This is a genomic window from Actinophytocola sp., assembly GCF_050699935.1.
GTDB lineage: Bacteria > Actinomycetota > Actinomycetes > Mycobacteriales > Pseudonocardiaceae > Actinophytocola.
On sequence record NZ_JBOHGB010000006.1, the window covers coordinates 31,886 to 53,276 of the forward strand.

The 21,391-nt window shown below is 73.1% G+C and carries 22 protein-coding genes; 15 read left to right on the forward strand and 7 right to left on the reverse strand.

What is annotated here, in order from left to right:
• Window positions 1-45: 45 nt before the first annotated feature.
• From ACRDTB_RS04125 to ACRDTB_RS04135, 3 genes are all read right to left on the reverse strand, one after another.
• Entirely contained in the window at window positions 46-1,302 is a 1,257-nt protein-coding gene (locus ACRDTB_RS04125) for a hypothetical protein (RefSeq protein ID WP_431428563.1), read from the reverse strand.
• Window positions 1,303-1,376: 74 nt separating this feature from the next.
• Window positions 1,377-2,813 (reverse strand): pyridoxal phosphate-dependent decarboxylase family protein, encoded by a 1,437-nt coding sequence (locus ACRDTB_RS04130; protein ID WP_431428564.1) that lies wholly within the window; start codon window positions 2,811-2,813, stop codon window positions 1,377-1,379.
• 144 nt (window positions 2,814-2,957) lie between these two features.
• A complete protein-coding gene (locus ACRDTB_RS04135) occupies window positions 2,958-3,302 on the reverse strand; it encodes a hypothetical protein (protein ID WP_431428565.1) in 345 nt (114 codons plus the stop codon).
• On the opposite strand from ACRDTB_RS04135, the gene ACRDTB_RS04140 reads away from it, so the two are divergent.
• Window positions 3,292-3,435, forward strand: coding sequence for a hypothetical protein (locus ACRDTB_RS04140; RefSeq protein WP_431428566.1), 144 nt, complete (start codon window positions 3,292-3,294; stop codon window positions 3,433-3,435). The genes ACRDTB_RS04135 and ACRDTB_RS04140 overlap by 11 nt on opposite strands.
• A gap of 139 nt (window positions 3,436-3,574) precedes the next feature.
• On the opposite strand, the gene ACRDTB_RS04145 is transcribed toward ACRDTB_RS04140, so the two are convergent.
• Window positions 3,575-3,940: a YybH family protein gene (locus ACRDTB_RS04145; RefSeq protein WP_431428567.1), complete on the reverse strand. Its 366-nt coding sequence runs from the start codon at window positions 3,938-3,940 to the stop codon at window positions 3,575-3,577.
• Between the two features lie 154 nt (window positions 3,941-4,094).
• Between ACRDTB_RS04145 and ACRDTB_RS04150 the strand changes: the two genes are divergently transcribed.
• The 8 genes from ACRDTB_RS04150 to ACRDTB_RS04185 all read left to right on the forward strand — a co-directional run bounded on the left by ACRDTB_RS04150 (window position 4,095) and on the right by ACRDTB_RS04185 (window position 12,573).
• Window positions 4,095-4,682, forward strand: coding sequence for a hypothetical protein (locus ACRDTB_RS04150; protein WP_431428568.1), 588 nt, complete (start codon window positions 4,095-4,097; stop codon window positions 4,680-4,682).
• Window positions 4,683-4,692: 10 nt separating this feature from the next.
• On the forward strand, window positions 4,693-5,802 hold the full coding sequence (locus tag ACRDTB_RS04155; RefSeq protein ID WP_431428569.1) for an N-acetylmuramoyl-L-alanine amidase: 1,110 nt from the start codon (window positions 4,693-4,695) through the stop codon (window positions 5,800-5,802).
• A 242-nt stretch (window positions 5,803-6,044) separates the two neighbouring features.
• Complete coding sequence (locus tag ACRDTB_RS04160) at window positions 6,045-7,514, forward strand: amidohydrolase (RefSeq protein WP_431428570.1); 1,470 nt, start codon at window positions 6,045-6,047, stop codon at window positions 7,512-7,514.
• Between the two features lie 155 nt (window positions 7,515-7,669).
• Window positions 7,670-8,218, forward strand: coding sequence for a sigma-70 family RNA polymerase sigma factor (locus ACRDTB_RS04165; protein WP_431428571.1), 549 nt, complete (start codon window positions 7,670-7,672; stop codon window positions 8,216-8,218).
• Window positions 8,215-8,916, forward strand: coding sequence for an anti-sigma factor family protein (locus tag ACRDTB_RS04170; RefSeq protein ID WP_431428572.1), 702 nt, complete (start codon window positions 8,215-8,217; stop codon window positions 8,914-8,916). Before ACRDTB_RS04165 ends, ACRDTB_RS04170 begins: the two co-directional genes overlap by 4 nt.
• A gap of 286 nt (window positions 8,917-9,202) precedes the next feature.
• Window positions 9,203-10,657, forward strand: a complete 1,455-nt coding sequence (gene rox / locus ACRDTB_RS04175) for a rifampin monooxygenase (RefSeq protein WP_431428573.1) — start codon at window positions 9,203-9,205, stop codon at window positions 10,655-10,657.
• 67 nt (window positions 10,658-10,724) lie between these two features.
• The gene (locus ACRDTB_RS04180) at window positions 10,725-11,393 is read left to right on the forward strand and encodes a hypothetical protein (protein ID WP_431428575.1); all 669 of its coding nucleotides are present in this window, start codon (window positions 10,725-10,727) and stop codon (window positions 11,391-11,393) included.
• 88 nt (window positions 11,394-11,481) lie between these two features.
• Window positions 11,482-12,573, forward strand: coding sequence for a helix-turn-helix domain-containing protein (locus ACRDTB_RS04185; protein WP_431428576.1), 1,092 nt, complete (start codon window positions 11,482-11,484; stop codon window positions 12,571-12,573).
• Window positions 12,574-12,639: 66 nt separating this feature from the next.
• On the opposite strand, the gene ACRDTB_RS04190 is transcribed toward ACRDTB_RS04185, so the two are convergent.
• Entirely contained in the window at window positions 12,640-13,788 is a 1,149-nt protein-coding gene (locus ACRDTB_RS04190) for a hypothetical protein (RefSeq protein ID WP_431428577.1), read from the reverse strand.
• A 118-nt stretch (window positions 13,789-13,906) separates the two neighbouring features.
• Between ACRDTB_RS04190 and ACRDTB_RS04195 the strand changes: the two genes are divergently transcribed.
• The 6 genes from ACRDTB_RS04195 to ACRDTB_RS04220 all read left to right on the forward strand — a co-directional run bounded on the left by ACRDTB_RS04195 (window position 13,907) and on the right by ACRDTB_RS04220 (window position 19,037).
• Entirely contained in the window at window positions 13,907-15,082 is a 1,176-nt protein-coding gene (locus ACRDTB_RS04195) for a tyrosine-type recombinase/integrase (protein ID WP_431428652.1), read from the forward strand.
• Between the two features lie 93 nt (window positions 15,083-15,175).
• On the forward strand, window positions 15,176-15,748 hold the full coding sequence (locus tag ACRDTB_RS04200) for a sigma-70 family RNA polymerase sigma factor (RefSeq protein ID WP_431428578.1): 573 nt from the start codon (window positions 15,176-15,178) through the stop codon (window positions 15,746-15,748).
• Entirely contained in the window at window positions 15,745-16,554 is an 810-nt protein-coding gene (locus ACRDTB_RS04205) for a hypothetical protein (protein WP_431428579.1), read from the forward strand. Before ACRDTB_RS04200 ends, ACRDTB_RS04205 begins: the two co-directional genes overlap by 4 nt.
• Window positions 16,555-16,881: 327 nt before the next feature.
• Complete coding sequence (locus ACRDTB_RS04210) at window positions 16,882-17,478, forward strand: dihydrofolate reductase family protein (RefSeq protein WP_431428580.1); 597 nt, start codon at window positions 16,882-16,884, stop codon at window positions 17,476-17,478.
• On the forward strand, window positions 17,475-17,828 hold the full coding sequence (locus tag ACRDTB_RS04215) for a YciI family protein (RefSeq protein WP_431428581.1): 354 nt from the start codon (window positions 17,475-17,477) through the stop codon (window positions 17,826-17,828). The genes ACRDTB_RS04210 and ACRDTB_RS04215 overlap by 4 nt, the downstream gene beginning before the upstream one ends.
• Window positions 17,829-19,037: an RNA polymerase sigma factor gene (locus ACRDTB_RS04220; protein WP_431428582.1), complete on the forward strand. Its 1,209-nt coding sequence runs from the start codon at window positions 17,829-17,831 to the stop codon at window positions 19,035-19,037.
• On the opposite strand, the gene hisS is transcribed toward ACRDTB_RS04220, so the two are convergent.
• Window positions 19,008-20,315: a histidine--tRNA ligase gene (gene hisS / locus ACRDTB_RS04225; RefSeq protein ID WP_431428583.1), complete on the reverse strand. Its 1,308-nt coding sequence runs from the start codon at window positions 20,313-20,315 to the stop codon at window positions 19,008-19,010. The two genes, ACRDTB_RS04220 and hisS, sit on opposite strands and share 30 nt — an antisense overlap.
• Window positions 20,316-20,475: 160 nt before the next feature.
• A complete protein-coding gene (locus tag ACRDTB_RS04230; RefSeq protein WP_431428584.1) occupies window positions 20,476-21,282 on the reverse strand; it encodes a dihydrodipicolinate synthase family protein in 807 nt (268 codons plus the stop codon).
• Window positions 21,283-21,391 lie beyond the last annotated feature (109 nt).

Below are 21,391 nucleotides of genomic sequence, written 5' to 3' on the forward strand. Positions count from 1 at the left end.
TTGCCGGGCAACCTCAGCAGGCGACCGAGGAGATCGGCAACCGAATTAGCCGACGGTGACGCTCCCGTCCGGCTGCCGCACGCACGACACCGACCGGCTCGCCGTGGTCGCCGCACCGGCGAGACACTGGCCGAGCACCGCGTATCCGTTCGCGTTGGGGTGCCAGGACTCCTGGCAGGTCTGGAAGTACTCGACGCACGTCTGCGCGATCCGCTGGATGGCGATCTTGTCCCGACCGTCCAAACTGGTCACGGGCACGCCGCTCGGCCCGTCCTGCAACCGGATCGGCGTGGCGAGCGCGTTGTCCGGGCTGCCGTCCTGCTCGCACAGCCGCGCGCCGTCGAACGCCCGTTGCACGTCGAGGAACACCAGGTCGGCCTCCGGGAACTCGGCGGAGAGCGTCGTGTGCGTCGACCGCACGAGGCGGCCGAGGCCCTGGGAGAACAGGTGACCGGCGGCCAGGCTGGCGCGGTGGGCTGGGCAGCCCGCGGCGTAGCGCTCGGCGCCGAGTGCGCGGAACTTGTCCCGGTCGTCGGCCCGGCCGTCCTCCTCGTGGTACCGCTGCGCGTAGTCCGGCGGCAGGGGGTTCGTGTAGCCCTGGAACACGATCCGGTGCTGGCCGTCCGCGTCGACCTGGTCGAGGGTGGTGAGCAGGCCGCGCAGCGCGTCGGTGGTCTCGGCGGTGCCCGCGGCGAGCTCGGCGTCGGTGGCGAGGTCGGAGATCGTGCAGGGCTCCTGCGGCGGGTCGCCGGCCCAGAACTCCCACCAGCCGACCCACGCGTCGGCGATGAACCGGTTGGCACACACCGAAGCCGCGTCGCCGAAGGTGAACGAGCCGTTGTTCGACCCGAGGCCGACGAGGACCAGGTCGACGTCGTGGGTCTGGGCGACCGTGCGGAGCTGGTCGAGCTGGGCCGCGACGGCCCGGCCCTTCTCCCGGCTCGCCGATGGGTTCGCGATGTCGTGCGGCTGCCCGCCGGAGCAGGCGAGGTTGAAGCGGGTGGAGATGCCGGCCAGGTTCGCCTGCATCAGCGAGGCCTTGGCCGACCGGTGGCAGAAGAACGCGTTGTCGTTGGGCGCCGACCATCCCGGAAAGCCTTGCGGCACACCGCCCAGGTCGGTCACCGGCTGGTAGTCGCCGCCGCCCTCGCCGCTGACGAAGCTGTCGCCGAGCGCGACGGCCGCGGTCGGCAGCGCGGCGGCGTCCTGGCCGGGCGGCGCGGCGCCGGCCGAGATCACCCCGGCGGTGGTGACGGTGACGGCCACTCCGGCCGCCAGCAGGGAACGCTTGAGCAGGGACACCACGGCCTCCCGATGGCCACGACAAGAAACATGAATAAATTTCAAGCCGATGAGACCACCTGGCAGCCCAACCGTCAAGATCCCTTAGTCGGATGCCCGGGCGGGGCCGCGGACCGAAAGCGGCGGGCGGCGAGACGGATCTCGCCGAGCAGGCCCGCCAGGTCCTTCTCCGTCGTCGACGGGTTCAGCACGCAGGCGCGCAGTGCCTCGGCCTCGCCCAGCCTCGTGCCCGTCAGGAACGCGCGACCGCCCTGTCGTACGACGGCCGGGATCGCACGGTTGAGCTCGTCCAGCTCGTGCGGCCTGCCCAGTGGCCGGTAGCGGAAAGCGACGATCGAGGTCACGACCGGCGTGAGGAGCTCGAAGTCGCGCTCCTCGGAGATCATCGCGGCCAGCGTGCGGGCCAGCTCCGTCGTTCGGGTGACCAGGCGGACGATGCCGGCGCGGCCCAGATGCGACATCGTCGCCCACGTGCGCAGGGCACGGAACGGGCGGGTCTGCTCCGGCCCGTACTCGGCGAACCAGCCGAGCTCGCCGGACTCCTCGTCGCGCAGGTACGCCGGAACCAGGCTGAACGCGTCGCGCGCGCAGGACGGGTCGGCGAACAGCGCGCAGCCGCAGTCGACCGGTACCCCGAGCCACTTGTGCGGGTCCAGCGCCAGCGAGTCCGCGAGCTCGAGCCCCATGAACTCGGGCGCGGCGGACGGCGCCAGCACGCCCAGCGCCCCGTACGCACCGTCCACATGGAACCAGAGGCCGTGCTCGGCCGCGATGCCGGCGAGCTCGTCCAACGGGTCGACCGCACCCGTGTTGACCGTGCCCGCGTTCGCCGCGACGAACAACGGGCGGGCACCGGCCGACAGGTCCGCCTCGATCGCCGAGCGCAGCTCGGGGGCCGACATCCGGAAGCGGTCGTCGACCGGGATCGTCCGCACCCAGGCCGAGCCGATGCCCAGCAGTTCGGCCGCCCTCCGCAGGCAGCCGTGCCCCTCCGCCGACACGTACCCGGTGAACGGTGGCCGCCCGGCCAGCCCGTCGGTGCGGACGTCCCAGCCGTCGGCACGCGCCGCCCGCTGCCGGGCCGCCGCCAGGCACGTGACCGTGGCGAGCGAGGCGCCGCTCGTGAGCAGCCCGCCGCCCGGCCGGTGCGGATAGCCGACCAGGCCGGCGAGCCAGCGCACCACCGCCCGCTCCAGCAGCACGCCGGCATGGTCGCCACCCGCGCAGCTCGGGTTCAGCGCCGCGGCGAGCGGCTCGACGAGCACGCCGGCCGGCGACGGCGCGGAGTTCACCCAGCCGAAGAACCTCGGATGCCCGTTGCCCATCGGGTACGGCAGCATCCGGTCCCGGATGTCCGCGAGCAGGTCGGCGAGCGGCCGGCCGGACTCGGGAAGGTCCTGTCCCGCAAGCCATTCGGCGTCCACGCCGGGGACCGGGCGCCAGACCGGTCTGCCGTCGACCCGGGAGAGGTACTCGGCGGTCAGCTCGGCGGCGACGTGCAGCTCATCCATGCCTGGTCTGGGTGGTGTGGGCGAACCCGCTGACCGGCACGTGTGCGCGCCGGTCAGCGCCGAGATGAGCGAACGGCATTCCGACCTCCGGTGTTGATCTCGGACCAGCCTGGCACCACCGGGGGCGCGGCGCAGCAGAACGCACTAAGCGGGCTGGCGAGTCGGCACGGCCATCGGTGCCACGGTGATCCGCAGCCGGCGCCGGGCGCGGCGCAGCACGGCGGGCAGCCGCTCAGCCCGGTCCGCGGTGACCACGAGCCAGCCGAGCTTGTGCCCGGACTCGGTGTGCGGCCGGACGAGGTCGCCGGGCGAGGCGAACACGTCGACCGCGGCCACCCCGGGCGTCGCCGCCACCTCGGCCAGGCCGGCGACGTCGCGCAGCTCCCCCGGCACGTCCAGCGGCGAGGCCAGCACCTGCAGCCGGGCCGGCCGGCACCGGCGGGAGTCGGTGAGCCGGACCGGGACGCACGGCGGCGCGGTGCACGTCAAGGAAGCGGAGCGCCGGCTGACCGACCTCGTGCCGCTGGCCGGGGCCGGCTCGACCCCTCGGCTGTCCACAGTGGACGGGACGGTGTCCCGACGCGCTGCTGGGCGTCCTCGCCACCCCGCGTCGGTGCGGTGAGCTGCACGTGGCCTGGTGGCGGGTGTACGTCCGCGAGACCGACGCCGGGCTCGCGTTCACGTTGCTGTGGCTGCGATCGCCGCGGCACGGTACGAGCCGGGGTACGGCGCGGCTACCGTCGCGCACAAGGTTGGGCCGGTCAGACGGGCGTGCACTGGTCGTGCAGGAGCAGCCACTCCTCGCCCACGCGCGTGAACACCAGACCCACGAGGTACCGCTTGCGGACCGGTTCCCCCGCCGCGTCGACGTCCCGGTAGTCCGCCTCGAACAGCGCGCGGGCGGTGTGCTCGCCGACCGTCATGGTGCGTTCGGCGAGGTCCTGGGTCCAGTCGGGGTCGGCGAAGAACTCCTGGTGGAAGCCGACGACGGCCTCCTTGCCGGCGAGCGTGGTCCCGGTCGGCAGCACCAGCACCACGTCGTCGTGCAGCGTGGCGGCGTACCCCTTCAGGTCCCGTGCGGTGATCGTCTCCACGTGCCGGTCGATGGCCTTGCGCGCGTCGGTCATGGGCGGATCCTGCCGACCCGTCGGGCGCCGGCCAACCGATTTCTGTATGCGGTTCTGTGAATTTCACACCGACATTCGTCGGTAGTAGTCAGATAGCACCCAAACAGACACTGAGCGTGACATCGGCACTCTGTCATGTAGCGAGGGGGTTCGATTGACTACGTTCACTCCCGTACGCCGGCTGGCGCTCGCACTGACCGCGGCGGTAGCGGCCGCGGGGCTCGTGACGACCGCCGCGCTGGCGAGCCCGGGGTCCGACTCGGCCGACCCCGCGGCGGCGGTGCCGGGCGGGCACGTCCCCGCCGCCGTCGGACCGCTGGACTGCCCGAGCATCCCGCCCGACCGCGACCTCGCCGTCACGCAGACCGTCTACCAGGTCGGTGTCGACATGGGCGCCTCCCCGAAGGTCATGCTCGCGGGGTTCGAGGCCGGCTGGGTCGAGTCGCACATGAACAACCTGCCCTGCGGCGACCAGGACTCGCTCGGCGTGTTCCAGCAGCGCCCGAGCCAGGGCTGGGGCACCCCCGAGCAGATCATGGACGTCACGTACGCGGCGACCCAGTTCTTCACCCAGGCCATTCACAACGAGCCGCTCTACCCCGACCTCACCGCTGGCCTGCTCGCCCAGACCGTGCAGCGATCGTGCTGCCCGGAGCGCTACGACCAGGCCGAGGGCAAGGCGAACGAGATGCTCGCCGAGGTCGGCGGGTTGGCGGCTCTCGAGCCCGGCACCGAGCAGTGAGGAGCGGATCATGCGCAAGGCAGTGAAGATCAATGGCGTCGCCGCGGTCGCGGGCGCGGTGGTGGCCACGGTCGTACTCGCCGGCGGCCCGGCGACCGGCCAGCAGGATGCCACGGCCGCGGGCCCGGCGAACGAGGCGTTCGCGGCCGCGGCGGCGGAGTTCGACGTGCCGCGCGACCTGGTCGTCGCGGTCGGCTACGGCGAGACCCACCTCGACGGGCACGGAGGGAAACCCAGCCAGGACAACGGGTTCGGCGTCATGCACCTGGTCAGCAACCCGAAGCGGCACACCCTCGAGCAGGCCGCCGACCTCACCGGGGCGCCGGCGCACGCGCTGAAGACCGACCTGGCGACCAACATCCGCGGCGGTGCGGCCGTGCTGCGTGCGCTCGCCGACGAGCACGGCCTCGACGCGGCGGACCGTACCCGGCTCGGCGCCTGGTACCCGGTGGTCGCGGCCTACAGCGGTGCCACCGACGACCGGGTCGCCAAGATGTACGCCGACACCGTGTACGACCTGCTGGGCAACGGGGTTCGGGCCAACGCCCGCGGCGAGGACGTCGTGGTCGCCGGCCAGTTCGTGCGGCCGGAGCAGGGTCGCTTCGCGAGCGTCCGCGCGCTGGACGACGTGTCCGGCGACGTGCACGCGATGGACTACCCGAACTCCATCTGGAACCCGGCGCACAGCGCCAACTACTCGGTCGGCCGGTCCTCTGCGATCACCACGGTGGTCATCCACGTGACGCAGGGCTCGTACGCGGGGACGATCAGCTGGTTCCAGAACCCCGACTCGCAGGTGAGCGCGCACTACGTGGTGCGCTCGGCGGACGGCGAGATCACGCACATGGTCGCCGACGCGGACACCGCGTGGCACGCGCGCTCGGGCAACCCGTACTCGATCGGCATCGAGCACGAGGGCTTCGTCGACGACCCGTCGTGGTTCACCGACGCGATGTACCGCTCGTCGGCGGCGCTGACCACGTGGCTGTGCGACACGTACGGGATCCCGAAGGACCGTAGCGGGATCGTGGGCCACAACGAGGTGCCGGGCAACGACCACACCGACCCGGGCCCGCACTGGGACTGGGACTACTACATCCAGCTGGTCAACGGGGGCTGACCGGGCACCCGCACGCGGGTCGGCGACCGCCGGCCCGCGCCGGCCCCCGAACGGCCTGGCCGGCAAAGTGTCGACACTTGCCTCGAAGCTCGTTCGCACACCGGACCGTGACACGACGTCACGCCGTGTCACGGTAGCGGGACCGGGGAGGACGGTCGCCGTACCGTGTCAGAGGGCTCGCCGGATGTGGCCGACCACCGTCGGTTCCGATCTGGTTGCCGCCGGGCGATAGGTTGGCGCGGATGCACAAGCCACTTCTCCTGCGCGACGTCGCCATCGGGCTCACCGGGCGGCGCGCGGACGTGCGGATCGAGGGCGGGCAGGTCGCCGCGATCGAACCCGTGGGGGCCGTGCCGGACGGCGTCGACGTGATCGACGGGCGCGGCGGAACGCTGCTGCCCGGGCTCGTCGACGCCCACACGCACATGCTGCAGTGGGCCTGCGTCCGGCAACGGGTCTCGCTCGCCACCGCGCGGTCCGCCGCGCACGCCGTCGAGCTGCTCGTCGCCGCGCAGGGGCCGCCGGGCGACACCGACCTGCTGACCGGCGCGCACTACAACGAGACGTTCTGGCGCGTCCCGCCGCACAAGGACCTGCTCGACCGGGCGTTCCCCGGCCGGCCCGTCGCCGTGTTCAGCAACGACCTGCACGCCGCCTGGCTCAACTCCGAGGCCCTCACGCTGGTCGGCCACGAGCACCCGACCGGCGTGCTCATCGAGGACGACGCCATGGCGGTCACCGCCGCCCTGCCCGCGCCCGACGTCGGCGTGTCCGACAAGTGGGTGCTCGACGCCACCGACGCGGCGGCCGCCCGCGGGGTCACCGCGATCGCCGACTACGAGTACACCGACACCATCACCGACTGGACCCGCCGGCTCACCATCCGCCCGCCGTCCACCCGGGTCCGGTGCGTGATCGCCCGCTTCATGCTCGACCGGGCCGTCGAGCGTGGCCACCGGACCGGTGACCCGATCCCGGACACCGGCGGGCTGCTGACCGTCGGACCGCTCAAGGTGTTCCTCGACGGTTCGCTCAACACCCGCACGGCCTACTGCCACGACCCCTACCCCGGCGAGTTCCCCGACGACGAGTACCTCGGCGAGCTGCTGGTGACCGAGGACGAGCTGCGGCCACTGCTGCGACGTGCCGCCGAGCACGGCATCTCCCCCGCCCTGCACGCGATCGGCGACGAGGCGAACCGGATCGCGCTCGACGTCCTCGCCGGCCTCGACGGGCCCGGCCGGCGGATCGAGCACGCCCAGCTGCTCAGCCCGCGCGACGTGCCCCGCTTCGCCGAGCTGGGCGTGACCGCCGGCGTCCAGCCCGCGCACGCGCCCGACGACCGCGACGTCGCCGAACGCCACTGGCCCGGCCGCACCGCGCGTGCCTTCGCCTACGCCGATCTGCTCAGGGCCGGCGCCACGCTGGAGTTCGGCTCGGACGCGCCGGTGGCCCCGCTCGACCCGTGGGACGGCATCGCCTCCGCGCTCACCCGCACCGACGACGGCCGGGACCCGTGGCACCCCGAGCAGGCGCTCCCGCTGCCGGCGGCGCTCGCGGCCAGTGCGGGCGGGCGGACGACAGTGGCGGTCGGTGATCCGGCGGACCTCGTGGTCGCCGGGCGTGACCTGCGGAACCTACCGCCGGACGAGCTGCGCGACATGCCCATCGTCGCCACGATCCTCGGCGGGCGGCCAACACATGCCGGCTGAGAACGGGAATGAACCGGTTACGCCATCTGCTCGTGTGGTTGGTTGTGACGGCATCCCTGTCCAGTACCCTGCTCGTCGATCGAGGTCCGGCATGGTTCATCCGGGCCGTTGCGGTGCAGCCCCGTGAACGGATCCCCGGGCAGGTGATGGCAAGCGTGGCTATCCCAGGCAGGAAGCCGCGGCGCGCGCGGCAGGTGCCCGGCGAGGAGCTCATCCGCACGCTGTACGAGGAGCACGGTCGCGCCCTGCTCGCGTACGCCGTGCGCTTGACCAACGACCGTGCCGCGGCCGAGGACGTCGTCCAGGAGACTCTGCTGCGAGCCTGGAAGCACGCCGACGACCTCGAGCACGGCATCGGCTCGATCCGCGGCTGGCTGCTCACAGTCGCGCGCAACATCATCACCGACCGCGCGCGGGCCAGGGCCGTGCGGCCGACCGAGGTCAACCAGCCGGTGGACGTCCCCACACCGGCCCGTGACCACGCCGATGACGTCGTCGACACGATCACCGTGCTCGGCGCCATCGAGCACCTGACCCCCGAGCACCGGGCGGTCATCGTCGAGCTGTACTACCGGGGACACACGGTCAACGAGACGGCGGCGGTGCTGCGGATCGCGCCCGGTACCGTCAAGTCCAGGACTTATCACGCGGTCCGTGCGCTACGGGCCGCACTGGGCGCTACCGCGAAGGGAGGTGCCCGATGAACCCCGTCGAGCACGACCCCTCGCTGCTGGCCGCCTACGCGCTCGGCGGGCTCGACCCGGCCGAGCAGGACGCGGTGCAGGCGCACGTGGTCGGCTGCCTGGACTGCCAGCTCGAGGTTCGCGAGTTCACCAACCTGCGGCTGGCCCTCGACGAGGTGCCGCCCGAGGCGTTCATGGACGGCCCGCCCGCGGGCGGCGACCTGTTGCTGCAGAAGACGTTGCGCCGTGCCCGTGCCGAGATGCCGCCGCAGCGGCGACGCGGCTGGGCACCGATGGCGATCACGGTCGCCGCGGCGGTCGCGCTCGTGGCCGCGGTCAGCGGTGGCATCGTGATCGGCCGCGAGACCGCGCCGGAGCAGGTGGCCGGCGGCCCGACGGCGACCGTGCCGTCCGACGCCCGCGAAGCGAAGGTGACCGACCCGAACACCGGCGCGACGATGGCGGTGACGATGGTCCCGAAGGAGGGCTGGGTCACCCTGCACGCCGACGTCACCGGCATCAAGGCCGGCCTCGACTGCGAGCTGCTCGTGGTGCCCCGCCGGGGCGAGCCCGTGCTGGCCGGCAGCTGGCGGGTGTCGAAGCTGGGCGAGGCCGAGGGCACGCCGCTGGACGGCTCCGCCCTGGTCGACCCGTCCGCGGTCAAGGCCGTCGAGGTGGTCACCACCGACGGCCAGAAGATGGTGTCCGTCCGGATCTGAGCCGCACCGCGCCCGTCGCCACTGGCGACGCCTTCTAGTCCGACCCCGGTGTTCGGCCTGCTCTCCCCCGCTCGGCTGGAGCTTGTCCGTCCACAGCGGACGACAAAAAGCAAAAGGCAAGGAGTTCGCCCACTCCCTGCCACTTTCAACATATAGCGCACCGGGGGCCTTGCGGCAAGACCCGGGTCGTGCCGCAGAATCACCGGCCGAAGCCAGCACCTGCGGAAATCAGGGATTTCGCGGAGCAGCCGGCCGAGTGCAACCATGTCGAACGGGGGCGGGGTTCATGATTGACGTGATCATTGCCGGCGGCGGACCGACCGGCTCGATGCTGGCCAGTGAGTTGCGGCTGCACGGCGTGCACGCGCTCGTCCTGGAGAAGGAGACCGAGTCGACCAGGGTGGTCCGCTCGCTCGGCCTGCACGTGCGCAGCATCGAGGTGATGGACCAGCGCGGTCTGCTGGAGCGGTTCCTCGCGCACGGCCAGCAGTATCCGGTCGGCGGTTTCTTCGCCGGCATCGACAAGCCCCCGCCCGACCGGCTCGACACGGCGCATCCCTACGTCCTCGGCATCCCGCAGACCACCACCGATCGCCTGCTGACCGAGCACGCCACCGAGCTCGGCGCCGAGATCCGGCGCGGCTGCGAGCTGGTCGGGCTGAGCCAGGACGACCACGGGGTGACCGCCGAGCTGGCCGACGGCACGCGGCTGCGCTCGCGCTACGTCGTCGGCTGCGACGGCGGCCGCAGCACGGTGCGCAAGCTGCTCGGCGTCGGCTTCCCCGGCGAGTCCTCCCGGGTCGAGACGCTGCTGGGCGAGATGGAGGTGACCGAGGATCCGGAGACGGTGGCCGCCATCGTCGCGGAACGCCGCAAGACCCAGAAGCGGTTCGGCCTCGGGCTCCTCGGGGACGGGGTGTACCGCGTCGTCGTGCCCGCGGCGGGCGTGGCCGAGGACCGCGCGGTCCCGCCGACGCTCGAGGAGTTCAAGCAGCAGCTGCGGGCGATCGCCGGCACCGACTTCGGCGTGCACTCACCGCGCTGGCTCTCTCGCTTCGGCGACGCCACCCGGCAGGCCGAGCGCTACCGGACCGGCCGCGTGCTGCTGGCCGGCGACGCGGCGCACGTCCACCCGCCAGCCGGCGGGCAGGGCCTCAACCTTGGCGTCCAGGACGCGTTCAACCTCGGCTGGAAACTGGCCGCCGAGGTCGACGGCTGGGCACCGGAAGGGCTGCTGGACAGCTACCACACCGAACGGCACCCGGTGGCCGCCGAGGTGCTGAACAACACCCGCGCGCAGATGGAGCTGATGTCCCTCGAACCGGGCCCCCGGGCCGTACGCCGCCTGGTGTCGGAACTGATGGACTTCGAGGAGGTGAACCGGTACCTGATCGAGAAGATCACCGCGATCGGGGTCCGCTACGACTTCGGCGAGGGGCACGACCTGCTCGGCCGGCGGATGCGGGACGTGGGGCTCAAGCAGGGGCGCCTCTACGGGCTGATGCACGGCGGCCGCGGGCTGCTGTTCGACCAGACCGGCCGGCTCTCGGTGGCGGGCTGGGCGGACCGGGTCGACCACGTCGTCGACGTCAGCGAGGAACTGGACGTGCCCGCGGTGCTGCTGCGCCCGGACGGCCACGTGGCGTGGGTCGGCGAAGACCAGCAGGATCTGCTCGGCCAGCTGCCCACGTGGTTCGGCGCCGCCGCGCCCGACACGCCCTGCCCACCTCCCACGGCGTGACCGGATCCGGTGCCAGAATCAAGTGGCTGACCACAGTCGCGGCCCCGCGATCAAAGAGGAGTGACACGTGGCGAACGATCCGCAGCACGTCGACCGCCTCACCTCGCTACTCCATCCGGTTCCGGTACTCGACTTCGTCGTCACGATCACCCGCTGGCTGCAGGACGCGCACGACACCGCGGCGAGCGTGCAGGCGGTGCGGCGCGGCGGTCCGCGCGGCAACTGGGAGAACAACACGAGCTTCGGCACCGACCGCTACCAGTTCCTGCGCGTCACGGCGGACTCGCTCACCGGCGAGCTGCCCGGGCTCGAGGTCGACGCCGCGTTCCAGGCCGTGCTGCTCAAGCTGCCCCGGGTCGGGATGTACCACCTGCTGATGCCGTCCGGGCCGCACGGCTCGCTCGGCGATGCCAGCGACCTGCGGCGCGAGCTGTTCGGCGCCGGCGACGAGCTGGGGCTGTTCAGCAAGCGGGACGCGCTGCTGTCCGACCGGGCGCTGCTGTTTCTGCCGTGGAACGGCACCGAGGCGGTCGGGCTGACCGGGTTGTGGGCCGGTCAGGGCATCCTGCGGGACGACAACCACATCGACTGGCACTGGTGTGTCGACGTCCGCGAGCTCGGCGCCGCCCTGGCGCCGGAGATCCCGGCGGGCCGGCTCGCGCCGGACGCGTTCGGCCTGCCGCAGCCGATGCTGCCGCTGCGGCCGCGTGCCGGGACGCCCGCAGCCTCGGAGTAGTCACCCACATATCACCCGGTTCGCGCCACGCTCCGTGCTCGGTGACGATGGCGCATGTTCGTGTCCGGCTCGTTGAAGGGGGGTCGCCGTGTCGTCGAGTGCCGCAGTCGTCGCCCGGGCGTTCTCCCCCGCCCGGCTGACGATGGCCCGCGAACTGGCCGGGCTGCGCAAGCGTGAGCTGGCCGCGCTGATCGAACGCACCGCCGCGGCGGTGTCCCAGTACGAGCTGGGCCAGTCCCGGCCGAGCGCGTCGACCCTGGCCCGCTGCGCCACGGCGCTCGACCTGCCCGTCGGGTTCTTCGGGATGGGCCGCCCGCGGCTGCGGCTGGACACGACGCACGCGCACTTCCGCTCGCTGCGCGCGACGACCGCCGTGGGGCGGCGGCAGGCGCTCGCGCACGTCGAGCTGCTGTGGGAGATCACCGACCGGCTCGATCGGGTGATCGAGCTGCCGCCGGTCGACCTCGGGCTGCCGCTGGGCATCCCGCACGGCGACGTCGTGCGGACCGCGCGGACCGTGCGCAAGGCGTGGGATCTCGGCGCCGGCCCGGTCGTACACCTGGTGCGGAACCTGGAGGCGCGCGGGATCGTGGTGACCCGCATCCCGGCCGTGGACGCGTCGACGATCGACGCGTTCTCCTCCGCACTGCACGGCCGGCCCACGATCGCCTTGTCGGACAAGGGAAACCCGATGCGCCGCCGCTTCTCGGTGGCGCACGAGCTGGGCCACCTGCTGCTGCATCCGGACCCCGCCCCGGGCTCCCCGGCCCACGAGCGCCAGGCGAACGCGTTCGCGGCGGAGTTCCTGATGCCGGCCGCGGAGGTGCGCCCCCTGCTGCCGACCCCGGTGGACGTGCCGGCTTTGAAGGAGGTCGCCGACGGCTACGGGGTGTCGGTCGCGGCACTCGTGTACCGAGGCAAGGACCTGGGCGTGTACGGCGAGTCGACAGTGCGCCGAACGATGACCACCCTGACCGCACTGGGCTGGCGAACCGACGAGCCGGTCGGCTCGGACCACCCTGGTGAGCAACCGGCACTGCTGCGCAGCGCGGTCGAGCTGGCCGCGGAGCACGGCCTACCGCTGCCGAAGCTGGCCGACGAGCTCCACATCGGACTCCCCCGCCTGCGCGAGCTGGTGGGCATGCCGAACCCACGCCCCCGCCTCCGCCTGGTCCACTGAGGACCACGTACGCGGAACCCCGCGCGCGGAAAGGAGATCGGCCAGCCGCTCGCGGTGGCCGCCGCGTCAGGTCACCTTCTCCAGGAGCACCGCCAGTAGGCGGGTGCGCAGGTCGCCGGTCGAACCGTCGAGGAGGACGTCGCGCAGGGCGGTGAGGCGGCGGTCGCTCGCCTCGGCACGCGTGGTGGCGGTCGTCAGCTCGGCGGCGGCCGTCGCGAGCCGTGCGGCCTGGTCGGTGGCCTTCGCGCGTTCCTCGGTCGCGGCGGCGTGCGCCCGACTCAGGTCCTCGCGGAGGCGGGCCTCTTCCGCCCGGGCGGCATCGCGGTCCGCGGTCGTCTCGGCCAGGGCCTCGGTGAGCGCCGCGGCCTGACGCAGCGCGGTCTCGGCACGGTCGTGCTCGGCGGCGGCCGTCCCCTCGGCCCGGGCCTTCGCCAGGTCCGAGCGGGTCGCCGCCTCCCTCGCGGCACGGGCCTCGGCGCGCGCCCGGTCGCGGTCGAGCCGGTGGCGCTCGGCCTCGGCGGTGGCGAGCTCGGTGGCCTCGCGAGCCTCGATGACCTTCAGGTCGGCGGCCTCGCGAGCACGTCGTGCCTCGAACTCCGCTGCCTCGTGTGCTTCCCGGATATCGGTCTCCGCGGCCTCGCGGACATGCTCGACCTCGGCCCTCGCCTCCGTGCGGGCGAGCTGGACGTCGGCCTCCGCGGCGGTGCGGGCCAGGTGGATCTCCGTCGCCGCGTTCGACCGTGCCTCGCGGGTCGCGGCGTCGGCCGACTCGCGCGCCTCGCGGACCGCGGTGTCGGTGGCCTCTCGGGTATGGCGCACCTCGGTCTCGGCCGCCTCGCGGAGGCCACGCTCGGTCGCCGCGTCGGTCTCGGCCCGCTCGGCGCGGGTGGCCGCCGCCTCGACCTCCCGCGCGAGTGCGCCCCGCAACGCCTTGGCCGCGGCGACGGCCTCGGTGAGCGGTGCGGCGATCCGCTCCGCGCTGGCGGTGAACGTGCTGGTCGCCGAGATCAGCTCCGCACTTCCGGTCTCCCCGAGCGCTTCGGCGAGCGCGTCCTGTGCGGCGGCGAGCTGCTTGCACGTCTTGCCGCCCGGCCAGGAACGGTCCGGGCAGTAGGCGAACGGCCGCCCGCCCCTGGGTCCCGGACCCGGCAGCGGCGCCCGGCACCGACTGAACCCGCAGAGGCCCGATATGTCCGCTTCTACCGCTTCGCTCATGATCGAAGACTACCGTAATGGGATCGATTACTTCTTACTCAGGTTATAGATTCAATATCCACAATCTAGCTTGGCTACAGAAGTGAGCTTTTGTAGCTAAGCTGGTCCGGTGATCGAGATGGTGCCGCGGAGGCCGGCCGACGACCCGTGGCCGGGCGTGGGCGACCCGGACGAACTGCTGAACGCCACGGCCGACTGGCTGGGTGGCTACGGAAACCTGGCGACCCGCCGCACCTACGCCGAAGGACTCGGCCTGCCGACGAGCCCCACGGACCTCCGCCACTGGCTCACCACCCCGCACGAGAGGTGGGCGAGCGCGGTGGCGCGCTACGCGGCGGTCCTCGGCACGATCGCGACACGACCCGGCGGCCCGGCGACCGGGACCGGCCGCACCCCTCCCCCGGCCGCCCGCGGGCGGTTGCGGCACCTGCACTGGTTCCGCTGGTGCGCGACCCACGACACCGATCCGCGCCACGCGACCTCCGCCCACGTGAAGGCCTGGCTCCAGGCGCTCGACCAGGCCGGCGCGGCCGTCGCCACCCGCGACCGGATGCTCGCCACCGTCAAGGCGCTCTACACCCACCTGGCCGACACCGGCTTCGCCGCCGCGAACCCCGCGGCCCTCGACCGGCGGCGGCTCGGGCTCGTCAAGCCGGCCGGGAACACCTCGGCCACGGTCGTGCTCACCACCGGGCAGGTCCGCGCCCTCTACGCGGCCGCCGCGCGCCCACGCCCGGGCGCCGGGCCCACGGACACCGCCCGCGCCACCGCGGTCGTCGCCCTCTGCACGCTCGGGCTGCGGGTGTCCGAGCTCTGCGGGCTCGACCGCGCCGACGTCCACGTCACCCGCGGGCGCCGCGCGCTACGCGTCCGCGGCAAGGGCGGCAAGACCCGCGTCGTCTACCTGCACGCCGCCGCCGAGCACGCGCTCACCGAGTACCTCCGGCTGACCGAGCGGACCACCCTCCCCGCACGGCGGGACGAGGCCGGGGCGAGCACGCCCCTGCTCGTCACCCGAACCGGCAACCGCTACCGGCGCCAGGCGGTCTGGCAGCTGCTCCGCCGCCTCGCGAGCGCGACCGGCGACGCCGACCTCGCCGGCGCCACGCACCCCCACGCCCTGCGCCACTTCTACGTCACGACCGCCGTGGAGGCCGGCGCCCAGCTCGTCCACGTCCAGGCCGACGTCGGGCACACCAGCGTCGACACCACCGAGCAGGTCTACAACAGCGCCGCCCGCGACCCGGCCCGCAGCGCGGTCGACCTCGTCGCGGACGCCCTGGAGCTGACCTAGCGCGGACTGGCATGGCCGGACCTACCAGACCGTGCCAGACAATGGCCGCGCGGTTAGTACCCCAACAACGCTGATCATCGTTAGGCTGTCGTGGTGACGCGCGACAACGAGCTCGCGCGGCGCGCCCGGCGAGGCAACCCCGAGGCGGCCGCCGAGTTGCTGGCCAGGGTCCGGCCCGGGGTGCTGCGCTACTGCTGGGCGCATCTCGGTTCGCTCGGGCGGGGTGACCAGGCCCCCGACGACGTCGCGCAGGACGTCTGCCTCGCGGTGTTCGAGGCGCTCCCCCGCTACGAGGAGCGCGGCCTGCCGTTCACGGCGTTCGTGTACCGCATCGCCGCCTACAAGGTCGCCGACGCGCACCGGGCCGCGTCCGCCGCGCCGACCCGGCCCATCGAGACCGTGCCCGAACCTGTCGACGATGGCTGGGACCCCGAGGACCGCGCGGTCACCGCCGACCTGTCGCGCCGGCTGCTGCCGCTGCTCGACGACCTCACCGACACGCAGCGGGAGATCATCGTGCTGCGTGTCGCCGCCGGGCTGTCCGCCGAGGAGGTCGGCGCGGTCATCGGCAAGTCCGCCGCGGCCGTCCGGATGACCCAGTCGCGGGCAATGGCACGATTGCGTGCATGGGCGCGCGAGCAGGCGGCGGACGAGGTGGTCGCATGACCGACCCCGATCTGCGCACCCTGCACGAGGACGACCGGCTGCTCGACCGGCTCGGCCGTGGCGTGCCCCTCGAGACCAGGGGCCGCGACGACGCCGAGGCGATGCTCGTGGCCTGGCGGCGGAGCATGCCCGACGCCGGCCCGCCCGACCCACGCTTGCTGGACGCGATCGCCCGGCCGCCTCGCCCCAGGCGGCGGCTGGCAGCCGCCTCGCTCGGCGTCGTCGCGTCCGTCGCGCTCGTCGGCGGCGGCATGACGGTCGCCGCGGCGCACGCGTTCCCGGACAGTCCACTGTGGCCGGTGACGCGGCTGGTGTACGGCGAGCTGGCCGAGTCCCGCCAGGCTCTCGACGGCGCCAACCACGCGTTGTCCGACGCGCGGAAGGCGGCGAAGGCGGGCCGCTACCCCGAGGCGCTGCGGCTGCTCGCCACCGCGGACGCGCTGGCGGACAAGGTCGACCAGTCCACCGCCGATCGGCTGCGCGACGACATCGAGTCGGTACGCGGCATGCTGCCGGACGACGTCAAGACCCCCGCGGGCCCGGCGCGGGTGCCGGAGCCGAGCGAGAGCCTGGGCGTCGAGACACCGTCGCTCGGCCCGGACGGCGTCCCAGGCAAGCCGGGCACGCCCGACGTCCCGGACCCCGGCGGCGACGGAGACGGGGACCGAGCCGGAGACAACCGAGGCGCGAACGGCGGCGAGAACAACCGGCCGGACACCGAGCCCCGCGACGAGCCGGCGAAGCCGCACAAGGAGAAGGCCAAGCCACCGCACGGGTTGCTGCTGCCCGACAGCCCGGACCTGTAGGCCGAACGGCCCAACGACGTTCACCCGATCGTCGTCAATCGCGGTCAGTCCCGTTCGGGCGCGTTGCACGATGCCGCGCTTCCCGATTCACGTTCGCGTCACCGAGTGACCGGTGCCGGCGACGTCCCCCGCGTCGGCACCGCCTGTCGAGCCCGACGACGCCGTCCCCCAGCCCCGGGTGGGCCAGGGCTCGACGAGATCGTGGTGTCCTTCCCGGTCCGCTCCCGGGAAGGGCACCACGATCACATCCTCCCCGCCGCCGCTGTCGATCCGCGCGGACCCCGTTCGTGTAGAGGGCAAACAGACCCTCCACGGAAGGAGCGCGCGATGTCCAGGATCGTGGTCGTCGGCAACCTGACGCTCGACGGCGTGATGCAGGCCCCCGGCAGACCCGACGAGGACACCCGGGACGGCTTCACCCGCGGCGGCTGGGCGGTCCCGTACCAGGACGAGGTCCTCGCGAAGACCATGAGCGTGCACATGACGGGCAACCGCGCGCTGCTGCTCGGCCGCCGGACCTACGAGGACCTCCACGGCTACTGGCCCGCGCAGACCGGCAACCCGTACACCGAGGTGCTCAACGAGGCCCGCAAGTACGTCGTGTCGCGGACGCTCACCGAACCGCTGCCGTGGCGCAACTCCACGCTGATCTCCGGTGACATCGCCGGAGCCGTCGCGAAGCTGCGGACCGAGCCGGGCGGCGACATCGCCGTGCTCGGCAGCGGCGAGCTGGCCCGCACGCTGATGGCGCACGACCTCGTCGACGAGTACCTGCTGTCGATCTACCCGCTGGTGCTCGGCAGCGGCCGGCGGCTGTTCCCCGGCGGCGTCCCCGTGGCCGAGCTCGACCTCGTCGATAGCGTGACCACCACGACCGGCGTGGTGCTGGCGCACTACCGAGCGCAGGGAGGAGCCGGGCGATGAAGCAGTACCTGCTGAGCATCTACCAGCCGGAGGGCGATCCGCCGCCGCCCGAGGTCCTCGAGCCGATCATGCGCGACCTCGGCAAGCTCAACGACGAGATGCGCGCCGCCGGAGCCTGGGTCTTCGGCGCGGGGCTGCACCCGCCGAGCACCGCGACCGTCCTGCGGGCCAAGGCGTCCGACGTGCTGGTCACCGACGGGCCGTTCATCGAGGGCAAGGAGTACCTCGGCGGGTTTACCGTCATCCGGGCGGCCGACCTCGACGAGGCCCTCGGCTGGGCCCGCCGGCTCGCCGCCGTGCTCGAACCGCTGTGGATCGAGGTGCGCCCGTTCGCGGGCGAGGCGGACTGAGTGCCCGAGGTCGACATCGCACGCGTGTTCCGCGAGGAGCACGGCCGCGCGATCGCGAGCCTGGTCCGCGTCTTCGGCGACGTCGATGTCGCCGAAGAGGCGGTCCAGGACGCCTTCGCCGCGGCGGTCCAGCGCTGGCCGGACGAGGGGATGCCGGCTAGCCCGGCCGGCTGGATCATCACGACCGCGCGCCGCCGGGCTATCGACCGGCTTCGGCGGGAGTCGTCCCGCGAGGACAAGCATGCCCAGGCCGCGCTGCTGTGCGCCGGGTCCGAGCGGGAGGAGGAGGGCGTCGTGCGCGACGACCGGCTGCGCCTGATCTTCACCTGCTGCCACCCGGCGCTGGGCACCGCCGCGCAGGTGGCGCTCACCCTCCGGTTGCTCGGCGGGCTCACCACGCCGGAGATCGCGCGGGCGTTCCTCGTGCCCGAGCCGACCATGGCGCAGCGGATCGTCCGGGCGAAGGGCAAGATCCGTGACGCGCGCATCCCGTACCGGGTACCGCGCGAGGCCGACCTGCCGGCGCGGCTGACGTCGGTGCTCGCGGTGGTGTACCTGATCTTCAACGAGGGCTACACCGCGAGCTCGGGAACCGAGCCGGTCCGCGACGACCTGTGCGCCGAGGCCGTCCGCCTGGGCCGGCTGCTGGCCGAGCTGATGCCCGACGAGCCGGAGGTACTGGGCCTGCTGGCGCTGATGCTGCTGACCGAGTCCCGCCGGCCCACCCGGGTCGGCCCCGGCGGCGACCTGGTGCGGCTCGGCGACCAGGACCGGTCGCGCTGGGACCGCGCGCTGATCGCCGAGGGGCAGGCGCTCGTGCGGGCCTGCCTGCGGCGCGACCGGCCCGGCCCGTACCAGATCCAGGCCGCGATCAACGCCGTGCACAGCGACGCGCAGTCGGCCGCGGCGACGGACTGGGGGCAGATCGTGATGCTGTACGACCAGCTGCTGGAGTGCACGCCGACGCCGGTGGTGGCGCTGCACCGGGCCGTCGCGGTCGCGGAGGTGACCGGCCCGGCGGCGGCCCTGGCGCTGGTCGACGACCTCTCGCTGGACGCATACCACGTCTTCCACGCCGTCCGCGCGGACCTGCTGCACCGCCTTGACCGCGACGAGGAGGCCGCCGCAGCGTACGAGGCGGCGATCGCCCGCACGGCGAACGCGGCGGAGCAGGATCTCCTACGCCGTGCCCGGGCCGAGCTCGAGTAGGTCGCGCACCCGTGCCGGGACGTCGGCCGGCGTGACCTGGTGCTGGTCGCCGGTGCGCAGGTCGCGGACCGTCACCGTGCCCGCCGCCCAGTCGTTGCCGCCGACGATCACGACCACGCGCGCTCCCGACCGGTCCGCGCGCTGGATCTCCTTGCCCAGCTTGCGGATGTCGAGTGGTGTGGACGTGCGGACGCCGGCGCCACGCAGTCCCTTCGCGACCGTGCGCGCGGGGTCGGCCAGCTCGGCCTCCGTGGCGATGACCACCGCGTCGATCTCCGCGCGGGGCTCGGACAGCAGACTGTGCGTGCCGAGGAAGTCGAACAGCGTCACATCACCCATGCCGAACCCGAAACCGGGGATGCGCTGCGCGGAGTACAGCCCGACGAGGTTGTCGTAGCGGCCGCCGCCGAACAGCGAGCGACGGTTGTCCGGGTGGTTGTCGAAGACCTCGAACACGGTCGAGGTGTAGTAGTCGAAGCCGCGCACGATCAGCGGGTCGAACCGCACGAGCTCACCGGCCGCGGAGTCCATGACCTGGACGAGCTTGGACCGCTCCCTGACCTCGGCGGGGATCTCGTCGAGCACCGCGCGGCCGCCCGTGAGCACCTCGCCGAGCCGGTCGAACTGCTTGTCGGTGAGCCCGATCGCGGCCGCGTCCTCGGCGAGCTTGTCCGCCGGGTACTTCTCCCATCGGTCGACCAGCCCGGCGACGTCCCGCACGGCGTCGGGGGCGATGCCGACCACGCCGGTGAGCATCGCGTCGAGCAGCACCCGGTCGTTGACCCGCAGGACCCACATGTCGGGCGTGGCCCCGACGGCGGCCATGAGGTCATGGATGAGCTCGAAGAACTCGATCTCGCAGGCGGCGCTGTCCGAGCCGAACACGTCCACGTTCACCTGCCAGTGCTCGCGGACCCGGCCCCGCTGCGGCCGCTCGTAGCGGTGGCAGTTCGGGTGGCTGTACCAGCGGACGGGGAACTGCAGCCTGCCGGCGTTGCCGGCGATGATCCGCGCGACCGACGGCGTCATCTCCGGGCGCAGCGCGAGGCGCCGGTCGCCGCGGTCGGTGAGCGTGTACAGCTGCTGCTCGACGATCTCGCGGGAGGACTTGGCCTCGTAGATCTCGACGGGCTCGAGGATCGGGCCGTCGTAGCGCTGGTAGCCGTACCGCTCGATCACCTCGTAGAGCCGCTCGAACACCTGCGTGCGGACGGACATCTCGGCCGGCAGGAAGTCGCGCGTGCCGCGGTACGGGGCGGTCGGCAAGAACTGGGACACGACGCCCAGCCTATCTAGGACCGGGAACCGAATTTCCCGGTACCCGAAGCGAGTCCGCCGAGGTCATCGGGTTGGGCCGGCCCGGTGCGGGCTGCCCGTGCTCGACGCATACAAGACCGCGCTGGAGGTCACCAGCCCGGCGTGCGCGGCGAAGGACTGATCACACCGCGTCCACCTTCTCCAGCAACGCCTTCAGCTCGCCGGCCTCCGTCGCGGTGAGGTCGGTGAGCGGCGGGCGCACCGGCCCGGCCGGGCGGCCGACGACGCTCAGCGCGGCCTTCACGACCGGCACCGCGTAGCCCGCCCGCCGGTCGCGGATCCCCAGGTATGGCAGGACGAACTCGTCGAGCATGCGATACACGGCCGCCGTGTCGCGGGTGTGCACGGCGGTGTGCAGCTCGAGCGCGAACCGCGGCGCGAAGTTGACGATCGCCGACGAGCAGGTCGGCACGCCCGTGCCCGGGTACGGCAGTGGGTGCAGGTTCGGGCACTCCTCGGCCAGGCGCCGCACGGCGTCGACGCGGGCCCCGCCGCTCGCCCGGTGGTAGACGACCACGCCCAGGCCGGTCGCGGCGCATACGGCACGCACGTGCGCGACGAGGCCCTCGGTCGGCAGCGAGGTCAAGTAGGGCGGCAGCAGGAACACGCCCGCCGCGCCGGCCGACTCCGCGTCCCGGGCCATCGCGACGGCCTGGGCGGTGCCATAGCCGGCGGGCGCGACCACCGGCCGGGCGGAGGCGGCGACCGCGGCGCGGACCACCCGCTTGACCTCGGCCGGCGTGAGCGCGGGGAACTCGCCGATGCCGCCGGCCGCGAACACCCCGGCCACCGGGAACGACGACTGCCAGGCGACATGCTCGCGGTAGGGCTCCTCGTCGAAGGCGAAGTCCTTCCGGGCGTGGGTAACGGGGAAGCACAGCAGGCCGGTCTCCAGCTCGGTGCGCAGGGTCTCCGGGTCGAACGTCATGCGGGCTCCCGGGCGTGACCGTCCGTCGTGGTCGTCACCGTGAGCGTAGGCCCGGACCGCTCAGCCCAGGTGGAAACCTCAGGTCACTGTGTTGGATGGTTCGCTCCGC